Below are 22518 nucleotides of genomic sequence, written 5' to 3'. Positions count from 1 at the left end.
TATTGATTAAAACGCCACGGTTAAAGAGGCTTGAAAATTACGTGGATTAAGCGGGCGATAAAAGGCCGAGCCGACAAACGCAAAGGACAACACTTCTTCGTCAAATAAGTTGTCCACATTGAAGCGAAGACTCACGTTTTCCGGCATACCAAACGGATTGACGCCGCCTAGATCCACGTACGCGCTGACAATAGTGTAACTGTCCATCGAATAGGTTTCAGCGTAATCGGTAAATCGGCTACCCGTATACTTTGCTGACATATTCGCCACTAACCACTCTGTTGGCTCATACGTGATCCCAGCGGTCATCAACCATTCTGGGCTGTCCGCTAAGCGACTTCCTTCGGGATTACTGCCAAAACCATCAGCCAAGGTAGCATCTTTGTAAGATATGTTAGCGTTCAAATACAGCTGCTTGTTAAATGCCTCGGGTTGATACACACCACTTAACTCAAAACCATAGGCTTCTGATGCGCCGCCGTTGATGTAGAAACTTTCTGGTTGCTGAGTCGCGGGGTTAAAAACGTTGCTGGCAAACAGGCGGTTATCGAATCGCGTGTAGAAAAGTGCCAATGCGGCATTAAACGTTTCTTGATTGGTTCGGTAACCCACTTCAAAGTTATCTGCTTCTTCCCCCTCAGGTGTTTCAGGCTCAAAACTCAAGGCGTTATCGTAAATATCGTCGGTGCCGCTGGGGAGCGCATAGTTTTTAGAGTAAGACGCAAAGACTTGATCCGTGTCATTTACACTGTACACAGCGCCGATAGAAGGTAAAAAGTGTTTACTGAACTCTCCACCGACAGATTGCGGACCATAGCCAGCTTCGCTGTTAATTTCATAATCCGCATAATCTCGATAGCCATCTAGGGTGTAATCCACACTTAAAGACTTAATACCCAGCTCTAGCTTCAACGCATCATCGAGTAAGCTTATGGTGTCTTTTAGGTAAAACTGGGTGGTTTCTCGTACTGCAGTATAATCACGTCTGTAATAGGCGACTTCATCCCAAATCACATCCCCATCGACGCTACCGCCGGTTTTGTTCAAGCGTTGTTGGGTTCGATTGTAGGTGTCTTTTTCTTGCCAACCACCAAACTCAATCACATTGTTTTCAAGCTCTAAGGTAAAGTCAGCCACAAAGCCTTTACGATCACCGCCCACCGAAGAAAGACCATATTGCACCCCGCGTGGGTGCACTACATCAAGCCCTGCTGCGGCTTGGCGTTCATAAATACCCAGAGTATTTGTATAGGAATCAGGTGATACGCCGTACCCATCCTTGTCTTCAAAGTAATAGGTACCGGCAAACTGCAGATTGTCGGTTAAGTAGGTTTCAAGTTGCAAAGAGTAGAGTTGATCGTCTCGTACATTCACTCTGTCTTCATAGTAACTTGTACAATTGCTACCAGTGAATACAGGGGTGAAGTCGCTATCATTTATCGAGCCATCTTGATTGAAATCATATACTTGTGGCATCGCCCCGATACAACCTTCGGGGATCGATTCTAGGTAGCTGTAGTAATAGTCGTTATCAAACGTGGCTTCGGTGCCAGAGGGTGAGTCATAGTCGAAAAAATCGTTTGAAACATAATTAAATGACAGTTTGGTATCAGCACTAAACGCGTAAACCGCTTTGGCCTCAATATGTTCTCGGTCAATGGTGCCAGGGCCGCGCCATAAATCACTGTCGGTTTTTGAGCGGCTCACAAACGCTTTAAAACCATTGAGATCACCCGTTTCTAATTTAATGAACGAGCGCTGTAAATCGTCATCTCCCACGGTTAGTGACATCATACCGCCCATCTCATCTGATGGGTCAACCGAGTAGTAAGACGCGATAGGGCCAAGTGTGGAATAACTAGGCGCTGACACATCTCCTGCACCGGGTGAAGCAACTACAGAGGCTAAGTTCTCGTTGTCCACGTATCTGAAAATCGGACTACCACCAAATGCGTCTGAACGCCCCATCGGCACGCCATTTAATACGAAGCCCATTTGGCTTAAGTTAAACGCTCGCACATTGACCGAGTTACCAAATTCATATAAACCCAGAGCCCCATCTGTTTGCACGTTAAAACCCGGTAGACTCTCAAGCATTTTTAAGCCTGAAATTCCCCCAGGGGCTGACAGCAATGCTTCACGGGTCACGGCCAGCGTGTTAGTTACCTCGCCCGTTCCTATCGCCACTTCGGTTTCAGATATTCGGCGGCCCATCACCTGAATTTTTTCAGGCGCATCTTCCATTGCATTGTCATCAGCCTCTTGGGCTAATATAGGGTTAACGGTGAATAACGCGGCAAGCGACACGCTAAGTAAAGTAGGACGAAAATATTGGTTGGCTGTTTTCATGTGCGTGGTTCCTGGTCTATTTACATTGGTGTTAGCTACTTTCAAATACCATTTCGTGGAATAGCGTTTCGATAAATACCTTCTGCGAGGATTAACCAACCCATCACAATAAATGTACCAATCGGATTAAAAGTGCTTGTAAAAAATCAACCGAGGCACGAAAACACACGTTTTTACTGCGATTGAACACAGATCTGACGAGTAAATAAACCTCAAACAAGAGATGGTACTGACGTACTACGGTCAGCCAAATACCCAGCCCCTGCACCACAAAGAATAAAAACGCACCAAAAATGCAAATTGTAACAAATAATAAATTCGGGCAATATAATTGGCGAAAACCCCGTATTTATTAGCCTGAACAAGGTCTAACCAGTACTAGAAGTGATTGCGCGGCGTGCAAAACAGGTCGAAACTGAGCTGTTAATTCAATCGCGACATTCCTACAAAGCAATAAGAAGGGATAAACCCTCGAGCATATGCAGGTCCGTCATTTGGGAAATTAACAAGAACGCGATAAAGCGATAGGCATCGCTAAAAACAATTCATTGAAAGGGACACACTATGCAAAGCACACACACAATAAATTTCACCTGTACACCTGTCAGTTCATCTGCCGGTCACTCCTATAGCACCAGAATATTACGCCATTCAGCCCTAGCACTGATGGTGAGCGCGGCCTTAAGTGGAACCAGTCTGCACGCACAAGAAAACAGTGCTCAAGCACAAAAAGAGGCTGAACCCTACGAGCGTGTCATAGTCACATCACGTAAGCGCTCAGAGTCAATGAACGACGTGCCCATTAGTATCAACGTAGTGGGTGAAGGTTTGATTGAAAATTTAGGCGCCGCTGACTTCACTGATTTGCTTGGTGTAGTGCCCAGCCTCACAGCGTACGAGAACGGCCCAGGCCGGACGCGCTTATCTATTCGTGGCGTAGCAAACGGCGGGGGTAACGACAACGACACCCAAAACCAAGAAACCGTGGGCATTTACCTAGATGAAATTCCCATTTCAATGGGCGGCATGAACCCAGAATTGGCTTTGTTTGATTTAAAACGGGTCGAAGTATTACGTGGGCCACAGGGTACACTGTTTGGCGCAGGCTCAATGACAGGCACCGTACGCTTAGTGTCTAATGATCCGGACCTATCCAAATTTGAAGGCAAGTACGAACTTAGCGCATCAAAAATAGAGCATGGTAGCAACAATAAATCCGTTAAAGCGTTAGTCAACGTACCCATTATCGAAAACGAATTGGCCGTACGCGTCAGTGGGTATTACCTCGATAATGGCGGCTATATTGATAACAGCTTAACCGGTGAAAAAAACCTTAATGATGGATTATCCAAAGGAGCCAAAATAGCGGCTTTATATATTCCTACTAACGAATTAAGCATTGAGCTTAGCTACTTACACCACGACTATTCAGATGATGGGCGTCCTGTAGATATCGACTCCACGCCCCTATTTGTGCGCGATTATCCCTCCTTCGATGGTTACGACGATACCATGGACATAGGTAACCTGACCCTAACATACGATCTAGATTGGGCTGAGTTAACGAGTTCTACATCCTACTTTGACCGTTCTATCGTTAACCCTCGTTCACTGGATCTGTTATTTGAATCAGCCCTACCACCGGGCATAACACCTCATGAATTGGTCGACTTAACGGACTCAGAAGTCTTCGTGCAAGAGTTGCGCTTAGCCTCAACCACCGACAGCGATTTACAATGGACGGTAGGTGCATACGCTGATAAAAAAGACGTGTTTTATGAAAATACCTTCCCTGTTCCTGGGGCTGATGCAATTCTAGGGGTGCCCTCTTCCGCCTTTGGTGCCCCCGAGGATCACTTATTTTATGGCTTTGATGATTTAACCGTGAAAACCTACGCCTTTTTCGGCGAACTCTATTATGACATTGGTGACTTATCCATCACCGCAGGCTTACGTTACTTTAACTGGGAACAAGAGATTGAATTTTATCAGTCAGGCTTATTCAATGGCGAAGCCAACAGTGATACACGCCCTAAAGGCAAAGTCGATGGCTACAACCCTAAGCTTAATGTGTCGTATCATTTAAATCGCGATAATTTAGTCTACGCGCAAGCCGCAAAAGGCTTCCGTTACGGGGGAATTAACGGCGCTATTCCTGAATCAGTGTGTGCCGATGAGCTGGCACAGGTTGAACGTGATGGTGGCGATACACGCTTCTTCGACCCGGATGAAATCTGGAACTACGAAGTCGGTGTAAAAGGCAGTGACACCCAAGGCACCGTGAGCTACAACGCCACATACTTCCACATCGACTGGAGCGACATGCAAACCAGCCGCAGCTTTGAATGTGGTTTTGGTTTCAAAGAAAATGTTGGGGATGCCACCAGTAAAGGCCTTGAACTAGAAGTCACAGTGAAACCTCTTGATGGCTTGGTGCTATCGGCTGGCGGCGCTTACATCGACACCACGTTGGATGCAGATGTACCCAATCTAGATGCGCAAAAAGGCGACCCAGCCCCTTTCGTACCTGAGTTCTCTTTCACGACATCAGCGGAATACTCCACTGAATTAAACGAAGATCTTGAAGGTTTCGGTTGGGTCAATGTGCAATACACGGATGATCGCTCAACCGAATTCAGTGAGCAAAACTCGAACTATCGCAAGATGGACGCCTACACAGTGGCAAATATGCGCGTGGGTATTCGCTTCTCTGGTTACGAGATATCCTTGTTTGCCAACAACATGTTTGATGACGATGGTGTAGTCAGAGCCATTGGTCGCCCACCGTTTGATCCACCTGCCAGCATACGTGTTACACCGCGTACCATAGGCATGACCTTTAGAGGTGGTTTTTAAGACGTATTACGTCAATCATTAAGCGCGAGATAACCCTATGCGGCACAAGTGCATAGGGTCATCTTTGTGAGTATTATTAGTGAATAACTGAAGCGTGAACCCACAACAGAACAAATTCGTTGTGTGAATAAAAAGAATAAATAAAGACCACAGCCAAACACAACCACATTCAAATGGAGTGACTTATAATGTTTAACCCGCTACGAAAAGGCGCCATACCATTCTTGCTCGCCGCGCTACTATGCTGCTCGTTCAGTGTATTGGCCGACACTAAGAACGCCCCCGAGGCAACCCAAGCCGTCAATAACGTACTCGATGGCTTGCATGAAGCCGCCAGCCAAGCAGACCTAAGCAAATACCTAGGCTCATTTACCGATACCGGCGTATTTATGGGCACGGATGATTGGGAGCGCTGGTCGCGTCCAGAAACATTAGACAAATACGTGGCTGAACGCTTCGCAGGTGGCACCGGTTGGACGTACAAATCCGTGGAGCGCAACATCAACTTCTCTGCAGAGCAAAACATCGCCTGGTTTGACGAGATTACCGTGTCTGAAAAGTGGGGCCGCTTTCGCGGAACCGGTGTGCTGGTAAATGACAACGGCCAATGGAAAATCGCCCACTACGCCATGTCTGTGCTCGTCCCTAATGAAGCATGGGAAAAGGTCGCCGAAATCAATATCAAGACCTTTGCAGAGCGAGCAAAGAAATAATCTTAAACGGGCCTTTAACGCGCAATTACCAACTAAATTAGTATCTAGCGCAGCAAATAACGAAAAGAAACAGGGCTTATTCTGCTAATTTGCTGCGATAAAATAATCTCTATTTAGTTTATTGCAAATCAAAAGTGTTTAGTATTTACTAAAAAAAGTAGCGACAAAACGCTTCAACAAGAGTGTTTTTTGTTTCTTGCTACTTTTTTAGTTATATATATTTCAGTTCGAAGCCAAATTTTTGAATTGCCTAGAGTCAGGACAAAAATTTCGATCTCTACCACGTAATTTCACTAATTTTTTGTGACGTTTTGTCGCATTTTTACAGGACATTTCCCTCTCAATATTTACATATTTTGGGAGTAACTTTTGTGTTGGTTGATTTCAACCGTGTAAAACAGCGAGGATTAGAAATGCAAGAAGACTTAATAAATAAAAAATCTATCCTTTCGGTTTTTTCAGAGTGCAAGTCGTCCTTAGCTAACGTGGTGCGACGATACGTTAAAAAAGAATACGAGTTAGAAGATATCCTACAAGAGGCCTTCGTAAAGACTTTTGTCGCAGATAGAAAAAATCAAATAAAATTCCCTAAGTTGTATTTATACAAAACCACAAAAAACTTAGCGATCCGTGAAAATAGTAAAATTTCTACCCGAATTACTGAATACATAGAGGATTCTAGTGAGTCATTGCTCATTAGCAAAGAACAAGATGCTTTTGCCCATTTATCGGAGCAACAAGAAAAAGCATTATTGCTAGCCGCATTAAATTCGCTACCAAAACAGTGCCAAGAAGTAACGCGATTAAGGTTGATAGAAGGAGTTAGGGTAAAGGATATTGCGCTAAAATTGAGCATTGCGGTTAGCACTGCAGAGAAGCATATCGCTAAAGGGTTAGAGCGCTGTGATGATTACATTACTAGACAGCAGGAAATAGGATTCACTAAGCAAAGTGATATCGAACGAAATATGAATCAAAGAAAGAGTAAATAGGAATGACTCAGGTAGTTAAATTTCCGAATGATAAAGAAAGAGTGAAGCGCGAAGCAAGTGAATGGATTGCCCGTATGGAGCAAGATGAACTTACAGCCTCAGATAAAACTGAATTAAATGCATGGCTCGCAATAAGCCCCGAACATGAAAAACAGCTAAAGCGACTTGCGCAGTTATGGGACAAAATGTCAGAAATAGGTGAGCGCTCATCACTTCAAGAGCAATCAACTGAGAAACACAAAAAACATTCTCTTTTTGGCCACAGACTTGCTCAACTTTCATATAAAACAGCGGCCTTTGCAGCATTGGTGTTGGCGATGCCAATTATTTTTTATTTGCAGGGCTCGCTAGAGAACTCCTCAAAGAATGGCCAGTACTTTACAAAAATTGGGGAGCAAAAAAATATAATTCTCACCGATGGTTCAGAGCTTTTATTAAACACCAATAGTATTGTTGAAGTGAATTACACTCGCAAGCAACGAAATATTACTCTTTTTCAGGGAGAAGCTAATTTCGGCGTAGCTCGTGATAAAAGCAGGCCTTTCACCGTAAAAGCAGGAACAGGGGATGTTCGCGCATTAGGTACCAACTTTTCAGTGCGTCTTAAGGGCAATTTGGTCAATGTTTTAGTATCTCATGGAACGGTAAGAGTTAGAGCGAATGAAAATATTGATGCAACTCATCACGCAGACAACTTTGCTCATAAAGACAAAAACCAAGTCATTGTTAGTGCGGGTAATAACGTGGTATTTGATGACATTGAAGTCGAGTCTGTTGAACAAGTAAGCGATGAATCCATTGCGAAAAAACTCTATTGGAGGAAAGGCTTTCTGTCTTTCGATGATGAACCACTATCGGATGTGGTAGCTGAATTATCGCGTTACACCAACCTAAATATTGTTATTGCAGACAAATCAATACAAGCGATGAAAGTGGGAGGATTTTACCCTATCGATAATCTTGAAACAGTTTTCACTACATTGGAATTGAATCTTGGTTTGCACGTTAAAAAAATGAGTGGTGGTTATTACTACATAACAAATCCGAACAGCTAAACATATTCTCAATCACGCTATTTCTAGTTATTTCAAAAAAAGTAGAGGATTTTTCTTTTTCATTACTCTGTATAAGTAGGTTGAGCTACAGCCAACGATTCGCTGTGAATGCTTCGTTGGAAAATGGTGCTGTTCAACCTGAATTTGGAAAAACATTGATTCGAAAGATACTAAACTTTGTTGCATTTACATTGCTCGTATACAAATCAGCTTTCGCTCTAGCGACGGAAGATTTGACAGAACAAAAAATAACGACTGTGTATTTTGACATTCCTGAAAAATCTGCCGGAGATGGGTTAAGAAGTTTTGCTCAAGCGACTAACTTAGCTTTAATTTTTCCTCAAGCACTTGTGACCTCAGTGACTACAAATGAACTGCGGGGTCATTTTTCAGTTGAAGCTGGTCTTCTCGCGTTACTAGCTGGGACGGGCCTCAAAGGGACCATTTACGCTAACTCTACAATTTTTGTTGAATCGAGCGCTGATGCTCCGAGAAGTCTCAACAGCTCGCGCAAAGTAGATAACATGAAAAAAGCAACATTAACGAAAAAAACAAAGTCTAGTACTTCGAATAAGAATGCCCAAGCGGGGCTCTATTCACCTTCATCCTCTATAGAAAATATAGTGGTGACAGGAGTACGGGGAACCCCTAGAACAGTTGTCAAAAGCCCTATACCCATTGATGTTTTCACTGCTGAACAACTTGAACAGCAAGGTCAAGGAGGACTCTTTGAGGCGTTGCGCTTTCTTGTTCCATCACTAAATTTACCGCAACGTTCAGGAGGAGGCACGGGAACGATTATAGCTTCAGCAGGCTTAAGAGGCTTAAATCCAGATCAAACACTTGTATTAGTTAATGGCAAGAGGCGCCACAAGACCGCATTAATCAATACCAGCACTGGCTTATTCAGTGGTTCAGCTGGAGTCGACTTGAATATGCTCCCTACCTCCGCAATAAAGCGTATTGAAGTGCTGCGGGATGGTGCATCAGCTCAATATGGCTCCGATGCTATCGCTGGGGTAATTAATGTTATTTTGAAGGATAAACCTAAAAAGGGTAGAGCTGTTTTTAGCTCCGGAGAGAACTTCGATCGCAGTGATGGAGAAAATATCAGTCTAGGTATAAACAATGGCTTTACTCTAGGTGAAAGTGGTTTTATCAACTTATCCTACGATTATAAAGAAAGTAAATTATCTAATCGTGCCCACACGCTGGCTTTGCCAGAAGATGGAGGACGAAACTTATTTGCCCTTTTAGAAGACGGAAGCTTTGATCCTAGAGAAAGCGGCCTTGATCGTATGGTGACCAAAAATTTTGGTAACTTCCCGCAAGCGACAAATATTTTTGGTGTTAATGCTAAAGCGAGCCTTCAAGACATGCAGCTTTATGGTTTCGCGTCTTACGCTCATCGAAAATCAGATCTAACATTTACTTACCGACTTCCTGGCGACATACGTAATATTATCGATATTTTCCCTTTAGGTTTTCGTCCAGAAGAGCAAATAAAAGAAAATGACTTCGAACTAGTCGCTGGTATTACAAGTACCAAGGCTCAGTTCGATTGGGATTTTTCAATGAGCTACGGTTTTGATGATACTACTTGGAATAATACCAACGGTCTGAATGCCAGTTTAGGCTTAAATAGCCCAACATCATTTTTTCTGGGTAACATGAACTCAGACGAAATGATAATTCAACTGGATACCACCCGCTCTCTCGTAATAGAAAATAGCGATCTGCAATTCTCATTTGGTCTGCAATATCGACGAGAAGGTTTCGAAATACTTAAAGGGGAGTACTTAAGTTACGCAGACGGGAATAATGGTCTAGAGCCCGGTGCACAAGGTTATCCTGGCTTTTCTCCTGAAGCCGAAAGTAACGTTTCTCGTAATAATATAAACGGTTACTTAGATTTAGCATGGGATGTTTCTGAAACGCTCTTTTTGGCAAGCGCACTACGTTACGAAAAATTTAGTGACTCTGCTGGAGATGAAATTTTATGGAAAGTTAACCTGCGGTATGAGCTCAGTGACAGTGTCGCGTTTCGGTCTTCGGTGAATACTGGTTTTAGAGCACCAAGTATTCAGCAAATAGGCTTCCGGGGTAGTCGTGGGCAATTCACCGATTTAGACAACGACGGTTTCGCTGAAATTATTGTGCTACGTCAGACTTTACCTGCAACTAATCCTGCTGCAAAGGCTTTAGGAGCAACCCCCTTAGCACCTGAGACATCGGTTAACGTTAGCGCAGGCATTAGCTACACCCCGCGAGAGACTATATCGTTTACCATGGATTTTTATCAAATTGATGTAGATGACCGTATCGCTCAATCTTCTCAATTTAATCGCGGTGATAAACGTTTGGCTTTATCTGGCGGTACTATAGGTAATGAAATTTCAGCTCTTCTTGATGAAGCAGGTTTTGACGCATCATTAGGCGCTCTAAACTATTTTACAAATGCCATTGATACACGAAGTCGTGGTGTCGATATCGTTGCTACTTGGTCGCCTAAAATGGTGATGGGTCATCTAATCCTCAGCGGTGCATACAATTACAACAAAGTTGATGTTGTTAATTCGCTCGACAATCCTCAGGAGTTATCAGGTTTGGTATTAGCTGATGGCTCGCAAATAGCACAGTTCGATCGTGAACGTTTAGGTACTTATACCGATGCAGTACCTGATTCTAAAGTTAGTATTTCTGCCAACTACGGATTAGATAAATGGCTAATAAATTTTCGCGCCACTCGCTTCGGCCAATGGACAGTCAAAGGTATTACTGAGAACCTCGATACAAAAAACCAAGCAAAATGGATAGTTAACCTAGAAGCCGGTTATCAATTAGAAAACGGACTCGCGTTCTTTGCTGGTGCTAACAACATCCTCAATGTTTATCCAAAGGAACGCTCAGCTAATTCTTTAGGGACTAACTTCTATGATACCTATTCACCATATGGTTTCACTGGAGGAAGCTGGTACATACGTACTTCTTATGTGTGGTAATCAAAATGATTGCTCGTAAGCCAATGATAATAGGAATGTTTAATAATGATGAAAAATAAATTTTTCAAGGCGAGCTTATCAACATTGTTTAGCACTTTGCTAAACAGCATTTCAGCAACTTTTACGTTGATTCAACGCAAAATATTTAATACTGCGGGCTTCTTTTCCTGCGCATGGGGTTAAAACAATGAGTAAGATTTTAAAGAATGGGATCCTAGGGTTAACGTGTTTGTTTTCACTTAACACCATAGCGGAAACTTATACTATTGGTACTGGTAGCCAGAGCGGTACCTATTATCCACTTGGGGGTATGCTAGCCAAGGTCTGGAGCGAAAATATTGAAGACTTTGATATGCGAGCTGAAGTGACGGCCGCTTCCGTAGAAAATACCATCAAAGTTGCTACAAAAAAACAACTCGCAGGGATAGCCATGGGTAATGTGGCTTTACAAGCACATGAAGGCGTTAAGCCTTTCCCTCGAAAAATGGATGTATCCGTTTTATTTGCTTTATATCCAAATGTAGTTCAATTCGTTGTATCAGCGGACTCAGATATACACACAATTCAAGATTTAAAAGGTAAACGTATTTCATTAGGTGCACCAGGCTCTGGTACACGCGTGAGTGCAACTAATATTCTTTTAGCTTTAGGCATAAGAGACAATGATATTGATGCCCAATCTCTAAATTACACTGCAACCACTAATGCTATTTCTGCCGGTCAAATTGATGCAGGTGTAATCGTAGGCAGCATAGGTGTTGGGGCAATCACTGAATTGGCGTTCACTCATAAGATTCGAATTCTATCGTTTACACCAGAAGAGCTTAAAGCTGTCTCTGATAACAATGCTTCATATCAAGCAATTGAGGTAGCAGAAGAAAGCTACAAAGGTGTTACCGCATTTAGGGCACCAGCGGTATGGAATATTCTTATCGTAAACAAAGCTCTTGATACCGACCTTGCTTATCAAATGACAAAAGTTGCTTTTGAGAACATGAAAAAAATCAATCAGGTTATTAGCGTCACAAAATATACGACGCTTGAAAATATGAACAGGCTAGACGGAATCGACTTACACCCAGGTTCGTTAAAATATTTAAAAGAACAAATGTAAGTTGCAGGCAACTAAACAATCACGCTGATGAGTGGTAATTGACGCGAATAATAAATCTTGATTGCAGTAAATAAGCATTCAAACCGCAGCAATCAAGTAACAGCCTAAATTCGAAATACAATAATGAGTGAGTTGGTAGCAATCAAGACTACCTTCGGAGAGTCGCATGACTGATCAAACAAGCTTCAGTAATTGGGTTACAAATAAAGTTGTGTTAATTGCTGCATTGGCAGCAATAGCATTATCTATTTTTCAAATTTGGCAGGGTATAACCTCAGAGTTATCCGCGCCTGTTTTTAGACCTATACATTTAAGTTGGGTCTTAATCCTAGTATTCTTAACTACCCCCCTAATTAAACCTCTACAGTCCCCATTTCTCTATCTATCTGCTCGTTGTATTGACATAGTTTTTATCATTGCCACTGCGTGGGCTTCATATCACATTGTTTCCTTTGATTACGATGATATTTCTTTTCTACTCGATGGGTTAACGACGCTGGATCAATTGTCCGGTTTAATTATTATCGTGTTACTGCTCGAAGCAACACGCCGCACAGTTGGTGTGGTAATGGTATTAATTGCGGCACTATTTTTACTCTATGCAATTTTTGGCGACGCATTGCCTGCAACCGTCGCCAGTAGAGGGTTTTCAGTGGAAGAAATTGTCCGATTCCATGTATTTTCAACCAATGGTATCTACGGTGCTCCACTTGCTATTGCAGCAGGTGTCGTATTTATTTTTGTGTTATTTGGGGCGTTTTTGCAGGTTACCGGTGCTGGTAAGTTCTTTATAGACGCCTCTTTTTCAATTGCCGGAAAGTACAGAGGCGGACCAGCTAAAGCCAGCGTTATTGCATCTGCAGCGCTAGGTTCAATCTCCGGATCCGCTATAGCCAATACCGTGACAACTGGCGCATTAACAATCCCTATGATGAAAAAGCTTGGTTATAAACCAGAGCAAGCTGCCGGTATTGAAGCCGCTGCATCAACAGGTGGGCAGATCATGCCGCCTGTAATGGGCGCTGGTGCTTTTGTGATGGCACAATTTACCGGGATTCCTTACAGTGAGATATTATTAGTCTCTATTGCACCAGCCATATTATATTTTACCTGCACCTTGCTATATGTGCACTTGATGGCGTGTAAGTTAGGTTTACAAGGTATGAAGGTAACTGAAAAAATTTCCGTTGTGCTAAAAGATGGATGGCACTTTCTAGTACCATTGATTTTAATAACCACCCTACTGTTAATGAGTTATTCGCCCATATTGGTAGGTATTTCTGGTTGTGTAGCGATATTAGTTGCGGCAATGTGCAGAAAACATAGCCGAATTAGCATCGCGGTATTTTTTGCTGGTATGAAAGAAGGGGCATTACTTGCGCTTCCTATTTCAGTAGCATGTGGAACCGCGGGCATTGTGGTGGGTGTAGTTGGTCAAACAGGCATAGGTTTACAATTTACACAGTTTTTAATGGCGCTTTCAGGCGGGTATTTGTGGTCGGTACTAGGGCTTATCGCTATCGCGGCCATTATTCTGGGCATGGGCTTACCTGTAACTGCTGCTTATATTGTGTTGTCCATCATGGCTGTTCCAAGCTTAACGGAGTTAGGAGTAGGCTTGCTGGCTGCGCACATGGTTGTATTTTGGTTGTCGCAAACCTCGAACGTCACCCCACCTATTGCTTTAGCTGCTTTTGCCGCGGCAGGTATTGCCAACACATCACCAATGAAGTCTGCAGTCCAAGCTTTTAAACTCGCCCAAGGTTTTTTTATTATACCGATCATGATGGCATTTTCTGGGTTGATCTGGATGGAGGGTCAAAATATTGATTTTGTAATGGCGATTATTCTAACGATTGGTTTGATCATTTCTTTTGCAGGAGCCATTGAAGGAAGGTTAGCGACAATGTTACCAATAGCTGCCAGGGGCTTATTATTGATAGCGGGGTTAACGATGTTGGCCCCTAACCTTTATATCAATATTTTGGGTATAGCCATTATCGTAATCACGATGCTAACCAACTATCGCGCCTCTAGGTTGGAAGCGTTACAACCTTCCCCTCTAAACTAAAAGTAGCTTGGCTCAGCTATTGGACCGAAATGTCCAATAGCTGCTCTCTCCCACATTGACAAAGTTACTTATCGCAGTTCCCAAAAACAAAAAATGAATATAGTAAAGTATGTTGCGCAGCCTATTATGGCGTGAGCTTTAACCGAAACTGTAACAACCAGTCCAGCGTTTAATATTCAAACGCTTCTGCATTCCTCAATATAAAACAAACATAGATTTCATTAAGTTTAATTACCTCGATTCAGTCGAGTTGAATAAACGAGTATCTGCGCACATTGCCTTCTTCACTGACGTTCGGCCCCATCAATACCGATAATTTATACTACCAATAAATGATTGGTTACGGCTAATTTTACAAAAAAGTAGAGGTTTTTTATTTTTCATTGCTCTGTATAGATAGGTTGAATTGAATGGGTAGCTTAATGCGAACATTCGCAGCGACTGTCTGTACATATCAGCCTTAAACTGGAAAAACGTTGATTCGAAAGGTATTTAACTTTGTTGTACTTACATTGCTCAGAAGCCTGTCGGTTTTAGTTTAACAGCCAAAATTTCGACTAAGTGAGCCTCTGAAACTATGTATTTTAACATACCCGAAAAATCTGCCGGAGATAAGTTAAGAGTGTTGCACAGCAACTGGCTTAGCTTTGATTTTTCCTCAAGCACTTGTGACCTCAAAAACATAAAACACACTGAGAGGTCACTTTTCAGTTGAAGCCGGTTTTATTGCTTTGTTAATCGAGACAGGCCTAACAATGACCTTTACTCGAATTTCACAATTCATATTGTGAGCAAATGTTGATGACCCGAGTGCTTCCTAGGACTAACAAAGAGCAGAGAATATGAAAAATAAAAACGTAAAGGGTAAAGTAAAAACTGGCACTTATGGTCTTATCGCATCAATCATGGCCGCTTCGTCGGCAGTAGCTCAAGAAGGTGACCTCCCCTCAAGCAGCGATAATAAAACAACCGACTTAGAAAACATCGTTGTAACTGGGGTACGAGGTAACCCTAGAACGGTTATTGAAAGTCCAACTCCTATTGACGTGTTCTCCAGTGAACAACTCGAGCAACAAGGACAAACAGGATTATTCGAGTCTCTACGATTTCTTGTTCCGTCCCTAAATCTTCCACAACGCTCTGGCGGTGGCACCGGAACCTTTATTGCTTCTGCAGGCTTGCGCGGCTTAAACCCCGACCAGACTCTCGTGTTGGTAAATGGCAAAAGGCGTCATAAAACGGCTTTAATAAACACCAGTACCGGTTTATTTAGCGGCTCAGCAGGCGTAGATTTAAACATGATCCCCTCTTCTGCCATTGAGCGCATTGAAGTGCTGAGAGATGGTGCATCAGCCCAATATGGTTCTGACGCAATAGCAGGGGTTGTCAACATCATCCTAAAAGATGACTCTGAGGGTGGAAAAGCAACCGTTAGTACTGGAGAAAATTTCGACCGCGGTGACGGTGAGTTTTTCAGTGTCGCCCTTAACAATGGTTTCGAATTTGGCGACGATGGCTTCATTAACTTATCGTATGACTACAAAGAAACTAAGCTATCTAATCGAGCTCGCACTTTAGCATTACCTGAAGATGGAGGAAAAAACTTATTTTTACCCCTTGATGATGGAAGTTGGGACCCTAGAGAAGCAAGTGTAGACCGTCAAGTCACCAAAAATTTTGGAAACTTTCCACAGCAAACCAGCGCGTTCGGTTTAAATGCGGGGACTAATATAGGAGAAGTAGCACTCTATACCGTTGCTACATACGCTAACCGAAGTTCTGACCTTACATTTACTTATCGCAGCGCATATGATTCTCGTAATATCGAAGAGATATTCCCTCGAGGATTTCGCCCTGAAGAGCAAATTCAAGAGGATGACGTCGAAATCATTACCGGTATAAAAGGGACCCATTTCGATTTTGACTGGGATTTTTCTGTAAGTTATGGCAGCAATGAAAGTAGTTGGTATAACACCAATGGCTTAAACGCAAGTCTTGGCGCTGCAAGCCCTACATCTTTTTTCCTAGGTGAAATGAATGCGGACGAAATGATTGCGCAACTTGATGCTACACGCGCAGTTTCTCTTGATAACAGTGATTTGCAAGTATCTTTTGGTATGCAATTCCGAAAAGAATCTTTTGAGATTATTAAAGGTGAGCTTCTTAGTTACGCTGATGGTAACAATGGCTTAGCGCCCGGCGCCCAAGGCTTTCCAGGTTTTGAACCAGAGGCAGAAAACGATGTATCACGTAATAATATTAACGCCTATATAGATTTAGCCTGGGATGCAACGGATAAACTGTTTATTGCTGGAGCACTTCGCTACGAAGACTTTAATGACTCAGCAGGCGAAGAAGTGTTAGGTAAATTAAATGCTCGTTACGAAATTAATGATTCAGTCGCATTAAGATCATCAGTTAGTACGGGATTTAGAGCGCCGAGTATCCAACAATTGGGGTTTCGCGGAAGCCGTGGACAGTTCACTGATTTAGATAATGACGGTATAGCCGAAACCATCGTATTACGCCAGACTTTACCGCCAACAGACCTTGCAGCTTCGGCGCTTGGCGCAGCTCCTTTAACTCCAGAAACATCTGTCAATTTTAGCGCTGGCATTAGCTATACGCCGGCAAAAAATATGTCATTTACGATAGATGTTTATCAAATTGATGTCGATGATCGCATTGCTCAATCTTCTCAATTTAATAGAGGTGATACTCGATTAGCATCATCAGGCGGTACAATAGGTGATGAGATATCAGCGCTGCTTGATAGCGCTGGCTTTGATGCCTCATTAGGTGCTGTCAACTACTTTACCAATGCAATAGATACACGCAGTAAAGGCGTTGATTTAGTCGCCACATGGACCCCTGAAATTGACGTTGGTGAGCTTACCCTTAGCGGAGCTTATAATTACAACAAGGTCGATGTCGTCAGCATTGACGATAACCCCGAAGAATTGTCTGGTTTAGTCCTCGCAGACGGTTCACAGATAGAGCAGTTCGATCGCACGCGCTTAGGCACTTATACCGATGCTGTCCCTGATTCTAAAGCCAGTTTATCTGCTAATTATCGTCAGGACGGCTGGGTTCTAAATCTGCGTGCGACACGCTTTGGTGAGTGGACGGTGGTACGCAGCAGCGAAGCATTAGATACAACGAACGAGGCGAAATGGATTGTCAATATGGAAGTGGGTTATCAGATGGAAAGTGGTGTAGAGCTTTTTGCTGGTGCAAACAACATTTTTAATACATATCCAGAAGAACGTACTGAAAACTCCTTAGGAACTAATTTCTACGATACATACTCGCCCTACGGTTTTACAGGTGGTAGCTGGTATGCGCGAACATCATATGCTTGGTAATTAGTTGTTTTCTAAGGAGGAGTTGGGATTGTCTCACCTCCTCCGCATTCAACTGTGTTTTATAATTCACAACCACTGTTCCATAAATTTGGTCTATTTTCACGGGGGCCTTACCTCAGTAATAACCGAGCGAAAATTGACAAACAAGTTAGATGGTCGATAGGGGAAATTTAATGTCAAAAACTAGATATTTTAAGATGCATACAATTGCTGCGGTATGCTCTCTCGTATGTGTTAGTGCTATAGCATCACCGACAAAGTTTACGTCAATTCAAACTGAGACCTTTAATACTCCAGGCTCAGTTTCTAATGCCTGGGGCGATTACGACAAAGACGGGGATCTCGATTTATTAGTCTCTATAAAGGGCGGAGAAGTTCGACTTTATCGCAATGATGACGGTATTTTTGTAAGTGTCGGCAAAGTATTAGGGCTCCCGATTAAAGGTGATCAAATACGTGGTGTGTCATGGGGGGATTACGATAACGATGGGGACTTGGATATATTAGGAGGCTCAAATGAGATGCCAATACCAAGTCGGAGCTATGTTTTTAGAAATGATAATGGAAAAGCGTTTGTGGAAGTCGCTGAGTCCATCGGACTAGCTATCCCAGGCCGTATTAGCCGCCAGTCAAACTGGATTGATTACGATAATGACGGAGACTCTGACCTCTATGCAGCCAACCGTACTGGGGCAAACCAACTTTTGCAAAACGAAAATGGCGTATTCAAACCGCTAGGGTATGCATCAGGCGTATATGATTCCAGAAGAACTGTCGGGGCTTGTTGGTTTGATATTGATAATGATGGTGATCTGGACTTTTTCTTAGCCAATCAGTCAGGTGACAGCGATACGGTTGGTAGAAACGATATTGATAAGTTTGTTGATATAGCGCCTGACCTTGGCATGGATGAAACGCAACGTCTTTATTCGGAAGGCGGCGTAGGTTGTGCTTTAGGCGACTACAATAACGACGGTTATATAGACCTGTATGTCACCACCTATGGAGATAACCTACTGTATAAAAATAACGGCGATGGTAGTTTTTCTGAGGTAGGAAAATCGATGGGCGTTGTCGATCCAGATCATACAGTTGCCGCCGCTTGGGGTGATTATGATAACGATGGATACCTCGATTTAATCGCGGTTGGGTATCACAAAATCAATGGAAAATCAGAGCCCTACGGCAAACTTTATCGTAATACAGGTACAAAATTTGAAGTAGATAATAGGTATCCAGAATTAACTTCAGCTGGCGATCATGGAGTGGAATGGGTTGATTTTGACAACGACGGCGACTTAGATCTTTCAGTCACTGATGGTTACGGGGCTGTCGGCGGACATTTTGTTTTTAGAAACGAAATGGATGCAGCAACAAGAGCTAAAAGCATTTCAGTTCTTGTATTGGATAATCAAGGTAACTATACCCAACAAGGCGCTATCGTTAAGTTCTTTGATGCAAAAGGTAAAATACTAGGCTCCAGAATTGTATCAACAGGGGGCGGATACAACGCGCAAAGCGCTAGACCGGTATATTTTACCTTGCCAAGCTTACAACCCATTACGGTTGAAGTGAATTTTATGGGAAATGAAAAACTAAGTGTAGAGGTCAAAGATATCAGAACTCTAGCCAATAAAGCGTTAATGGTGCATAGGCCTGCTACTTCTAATTCTAAATAACCTCTAAGTGCAAACTTCATAACTGTATTATGAAGTTTGCTGCTTTTTCATCAGACTCAGCCCGCTCATTTATTCATAAGGAGTTATACATTTGCGGTCTACATATTGAGGTAATATTGCTTCAATTCACTTGCCTAATAACTTTTTTGACAATGTTATATATCGCTAAAGCGGCAAGCATACCCTGAGACATATATTATTTATATCTCGTGTTTAAGCACCAGTCCCTCATATAACTACACAGCTAAACAGTTTTAGAATCCCCGGAGTGTCGGCAACATCTTTTCGATGTGTTCATTGTATAAAACTTACTGCGATGACTATTGACGTCTACGACTTCAAGAATGGGCTATATCTATTGAAATTTATCTGGACACTCACTAGCAATACAAAGGAGTGCGAGTGGTTCTTTGGCCCACTCACACATCACAGACCTACTTTATTTCACACTTTCTGTAGGAATGATTGGAAGCACTATTTTTGACGGATACTTTTTACTCATATGGATTGTTTGATTAGCAATTTTCATTTCAGAACTCTTGGCAAAACCGGCTCCTGTATTTAAGTTTCTAGCCAATCTTGGAAAATTACTGCTAGTAATATCAATTCTTATACGGTCACCAGGAGATAACTTATAACTGGTTGCCCACATATCAATATTGTACTTGTATACCTTACCTGGCTCGATCAACTGAGGCTTATCAAAACCTTCTCTGTAACGAGCACGAATAACGCCATCGACAAGATTAAGAGCGCTGCCATCAGGTTTAACAACAATTAACTTTGCCATAAAGTCAGTATCAGGAGCACTGCTTGAAGCATATATTTCAGCACTAATCGGGCCTGTAATTTCTGTTGCTTGCGTAACGGGTTCGGTTACAAATCTCAGGATATCTTTCCGCCCATCTAGTGGCTTTTGGTCAAAAGGTCCGCGTAATTTTGCTGACATAATATTTCCGCCTAACGTCGGCACAGGGTCAGCTGGATCATAGTCATATTTCATACTGGCTGACTTAGCAGCTGAGGCCTCTTCAGAAAGTGAATTGTCAGCATGCATATAGAATGGACGATACGTAGTTCTCGCTAAAGGCCATTCCTGTTCATCCCGCCACACGTTTTCTCCCATAACATAAATTCTAACTGGCGCGTCGCTCTCATTTAAACTATTTGGCTTAGCGTCGCTTTTCATCCAATAGTTGAACCATTCAAGCAACATATCTGGTGCATCTATAAGGGAATTATCACCTAGCTGCATGTCACCAATTTTCGTTTTCTGGTTCCATCCATGAGGCCAAGGTCCAATGATAAGACGTTGTCCATTTCTCGCGGTTTCAGTTGCAGCCTCTTCAGTCATTGTTTTATAGCTACCAATAGTGCTTCGCAAGAAAACGTCGTACCACCCGCCAATATTCATCGCGGGTACTGCCATTTCATTAGCTCGCGCTTCTAAATTCAATGGTTTCCAATACGCATCATCAGATGGATGATCAATCCAATCCTGAAAATGCTTAACGTTGAAACCGATACTTTCAGCCAAAGTATTAAGTGGCAGATGCTTAATTTCACTTACCCAATCGATCGGAAACGACATATTTGTTTTGCTACCAACTAGCCCTATTCCCCAACTAGCACGTGAGAGTAACGAAAATGCCCCCCCGGGATATGCTACATCGCGATAGTAATTCCCAGGGCTTACGGCTGGTGCTATTGCCACTAATGCGGGGTTGCGATTCACGGCAGCAAGCCATTGGACCGAAGCTAAGTACGAGGACCCAAACATGCCAACTTTACCGTCAGACCAGGTTTGCTTTGCGATCCAACTAAGAGTGTCGTCACCATCATTTATTTCCTGAAAGTAGGGATACCATTTTCCATCCGAATCATACCTACCACGAACAGACTGAAAGACAAGCGCATAACCGTTAGAGGTGGCAAATTTAGCGTACTTTTGCCTCCCAGCTGCAGAGCCATTGGTATATATATCTCGTATCAAAAGTGTTGGGAAATTTCCCGTTTCTTTTGGAAGATAAACATCGGTTGCGAGTTCAATTCCATCTCGCATAGCGACTGGGATGTGGTACATAGCTTTAACCGTTTCAGGGAAGTCATCGTTATATTCTGCAAAGCTTTGCGACTGCGCCACTGACGTTGATCCTAGCGTCACTAGCAGGCCAAAAATTAGGTTACGAAATCTCATAAAATCCTCACAAGTTATATTTTTTATTAAGGTCCAATATTAAGGAGCAATCACTGGGGTTTTTCCGCTATTGTTTTAGGTAAACTTCGACTAATTATTTTAATTAGCCTAGAAAAACCGAATAACATCAGAAATACAAGAAAACCTAATGACTCTAAAATCCGACTCAAGGCAGTTTTTTGCAGTAAATGACAACTTCTCAAGTCCAGTAAAACATTACTTGATAAGCTAACCACTTATGTAGAAACACCCAAAGAGCCTTTATGCGCCAAACACTCATTTATTGTTTACTCAGCCTGCCGATAGTGATCATGCTGGGCTGGTTTTATTTCGACAAGCGCAAGCTAAAACGCAAAGAAGCGCGGCGCGCTGTATTAAATGCTAAACCGTTAGCACCTGAATATCTGCAGATTTTAAAAAACCAATACCCATTGTATTCACGCCTGCCTAACGAACTGCAGCGTAAGCTCGTTGGCCACATGCAAGTTTTTTTAGATGAAAAAGACATCATTGGCCGAGGTGAATTCGACGTCACCGATACGGTGCGCGTATTAATCGCTGCACAAGCATGCACCTTATTGCTCAATCGCCCGGGTGATTACTACCCAGGTTTTCGGACGATTTTGGTTTACCCCGACACTTATGTGGCTAGCAGCACCCAACATGATGGCCTATTGCAGGTCACCTCCACCAGCACTCGCGCGGGTGAGTCTTGGCATCGCGGGCCAATTGTTCTCGCTTGGGAGCACGTGCTACAAGGCGCCCTTGATAGCCGTGATGGGCACAACGTAGTGATGCATGAATTCGCCCACAAATTAGATGAAGAAAATGCCGCCATGGACGGCTTGCCATTATTACCTACAGCCGAACAATACCAAAAATGGTCACAGGTGTTAGGCGCTGAATTCGCCGTGCAACAACAAAAATTGGCCAATGGCGATAACGATGTGATTGACAGTTATGGCGCAACCTCCCCGGCCGAATTTTTCGCTGTTGTGACAGAAACCTTCTTTGAAAAGCCGCATCAACTGCAACGCCACCACCCGAAACTGTATGAACAGTTCAAGCAGTGTTACCTGCTTAACCCATTGGAGTGGCGGGAATTGAAACAGTCGTAAAACATAC

At 42.9% G+C, this 22518-nt stretch carries 12 protein-coding genes; 10 read left to right on the top strand and 2 right to left on the bottom strand.

Annotated features, from left to right (window positions below; translation table 11 throughout):
- Nucleotides 1-6 precede the first annotated feature (6 nt).
- Nucleotides 7-2349 (bottom strand): TonB-dependent receptor, encoded by a 2343-nt coding sequence (locus AC0VYA_RS04460; RefSeq protein ID WP_475490200.1) that lies wholly within the window; start codon nucleotides 2347-2349, stop codon nucleotides 7-9.
- Nucleotides 2350-2913: 564 nt separating this feature from the next.
- Here AC0VYA_RS04460 and AC0VYA_RS04455 point away from each other — a divergent pair.
- From AC0VYA_RS04455 to AC0VYA_RS04415, 9 genes are all read left to right on the top strand, one after another.
- Nucleotides 2914-5205: a TonB-dependent receptor gene (locus tag AC0VYA_RS04455; protein WP_475490199.1), complete on the top strand. Its 2292-nt coding sequence runs from the start codon at nucleotides 2914-2916 to the stop codon at nucleotides 5203-5205.
- A gap of 188 nt (nucleotides 5206-5393) precedes the next feature.
- Nucleotides 5394-5918: a nuclear transport factor 2 family protein gene (locus tag AC0VYA_RS04450; RefSeq protein ID WP_475490198.1), complete on the top strand. Its 525-nt coding sequence runs from the start codon at nucleotides 5394-5396 to the stop codon at nucleotides 5916-5918.
- 413 nt (nucleotides 5919-6331) lie between these two features.
- A complete protein-coding gene (locus AC0VYA_RS04445; RefSeq protein WP_041713336.1) occupies nucleotides 6332-6910 on the top strand; it encodes an RNA polymerase sigma factor in 579 nt (192 codons plus the stop codon).
- Nucleotides 6911-6912: 2 nt separating this feature from the next.
- Complete coding sequence (locus AC0VYA_RS04440; RefSeq protein ID WP_475490197.1) at nucleotides 6913-7965, top strand: FecR family protein; 1053 nt, start codon at nucleotides 6913-6915, stop codon at nucleotides 7963-7965.
- A gap of 116 nt (nucleotides 7966-8081) precedes the next feature.
- Complete coding sequence (locus AC0VYA_RS04435; protein ID WP_475490196.1) at nucleotides 8082-10967, top strand: TonB-dependent receptor plug domain-containing protein; 2886 nt, start codon at nucleotides 8082-8084, stop codon at nucleotides 10965-10967.
- 187 nt (nucleotides 10968-11154) lie between these two features.
- Entirely contained in the window at nucleotides 11155-12081 is a 927-nt protein-coding gene (locus AC0VYA_RS04430) for a TAXI family TRAP transporter solute-binding subunit (RefSeq protein WP_011573820.1), read from the top strand.
- Nucleotides 12082-12247: 166 nt separating this feature from the next.
- A complete protein-coding gene (locus AC0VYA_RS04425) occupies nucleotides 12248-14152 on the top strand; it encodes a TRAP transporter permease (protein ID WP_011573819.1) in 1905 nt (634 codons plus the stop codon).
- An 842-nt stretch (nucleotides 14153-14994) separates the two neighbouring features.
- A complete protein-coding gene (locus AC0VYA_RS04420; protein WP_475490195.1) occupies nucleotides 14995-17517 on the top strand; it encodes a TonB-dependent receptor plug domain-containing protein in 2523 nt (840 codons plus the stop codon).
- A gap of 197 nt (nucleotides 17518-17714) precedes the next feature.
- Nucleotides 17715-19196 (top strand): FG-GAP repeat domain-containing protein, encoded by a 1482-nt coding sequence (locus AC0VYA_RS04415; protein ID WP_475490194.1) that lies wholly within the window; start codon nucleotides 17715-17717, stop codon nucleotides 19194-19196.
- 439 nt (nucleotides 19197-19635) lie between these two features.
- On the opposite strand, the gene AC0VYA_RS04410 is transcribed toward AC0VYA_RS04415, so the two are convergent.
- The gene (locus tag AC0VYA_RS04410) at nucleotides 19636-21393 is read right to left on the bottom strand and encodes a CocE/NonD family hydrolase (RefSeq protein ID WP_475490193.1); all 1758 of its coding nucleotides are present in this window, start codon (nucleotides 21391-21393) and stop codon (nucleotides 19636-19638) included.
- A gap of 263 nt (nucleotides 21394-21656) precedes the next feature.
- Between AC0VYA_RS04410 and AC0VYA_RS04405 the strand changes: the two genes are divergently transcribed.
- Nucleotides 21657-22511, top strand: coding sequence for a M90 family metallopeptidase (locus tag AC0VYA_RS04405; RefSeq protein ID WP_475490192.1), 855 nt, complete (start codon nucleotides 21657-21659; stop codon nucleotides 22509-22511).
- Nucleotides 22512-22518 lie beyond the last annotated feature (7 nt).

It is taken from the genome of Paraglaciecola sp. QJM3NY_14 (assembly GCF_056173245.1).
This window is presented reverse-complemented; position numbering and strand designations above follow the sequence as displayed.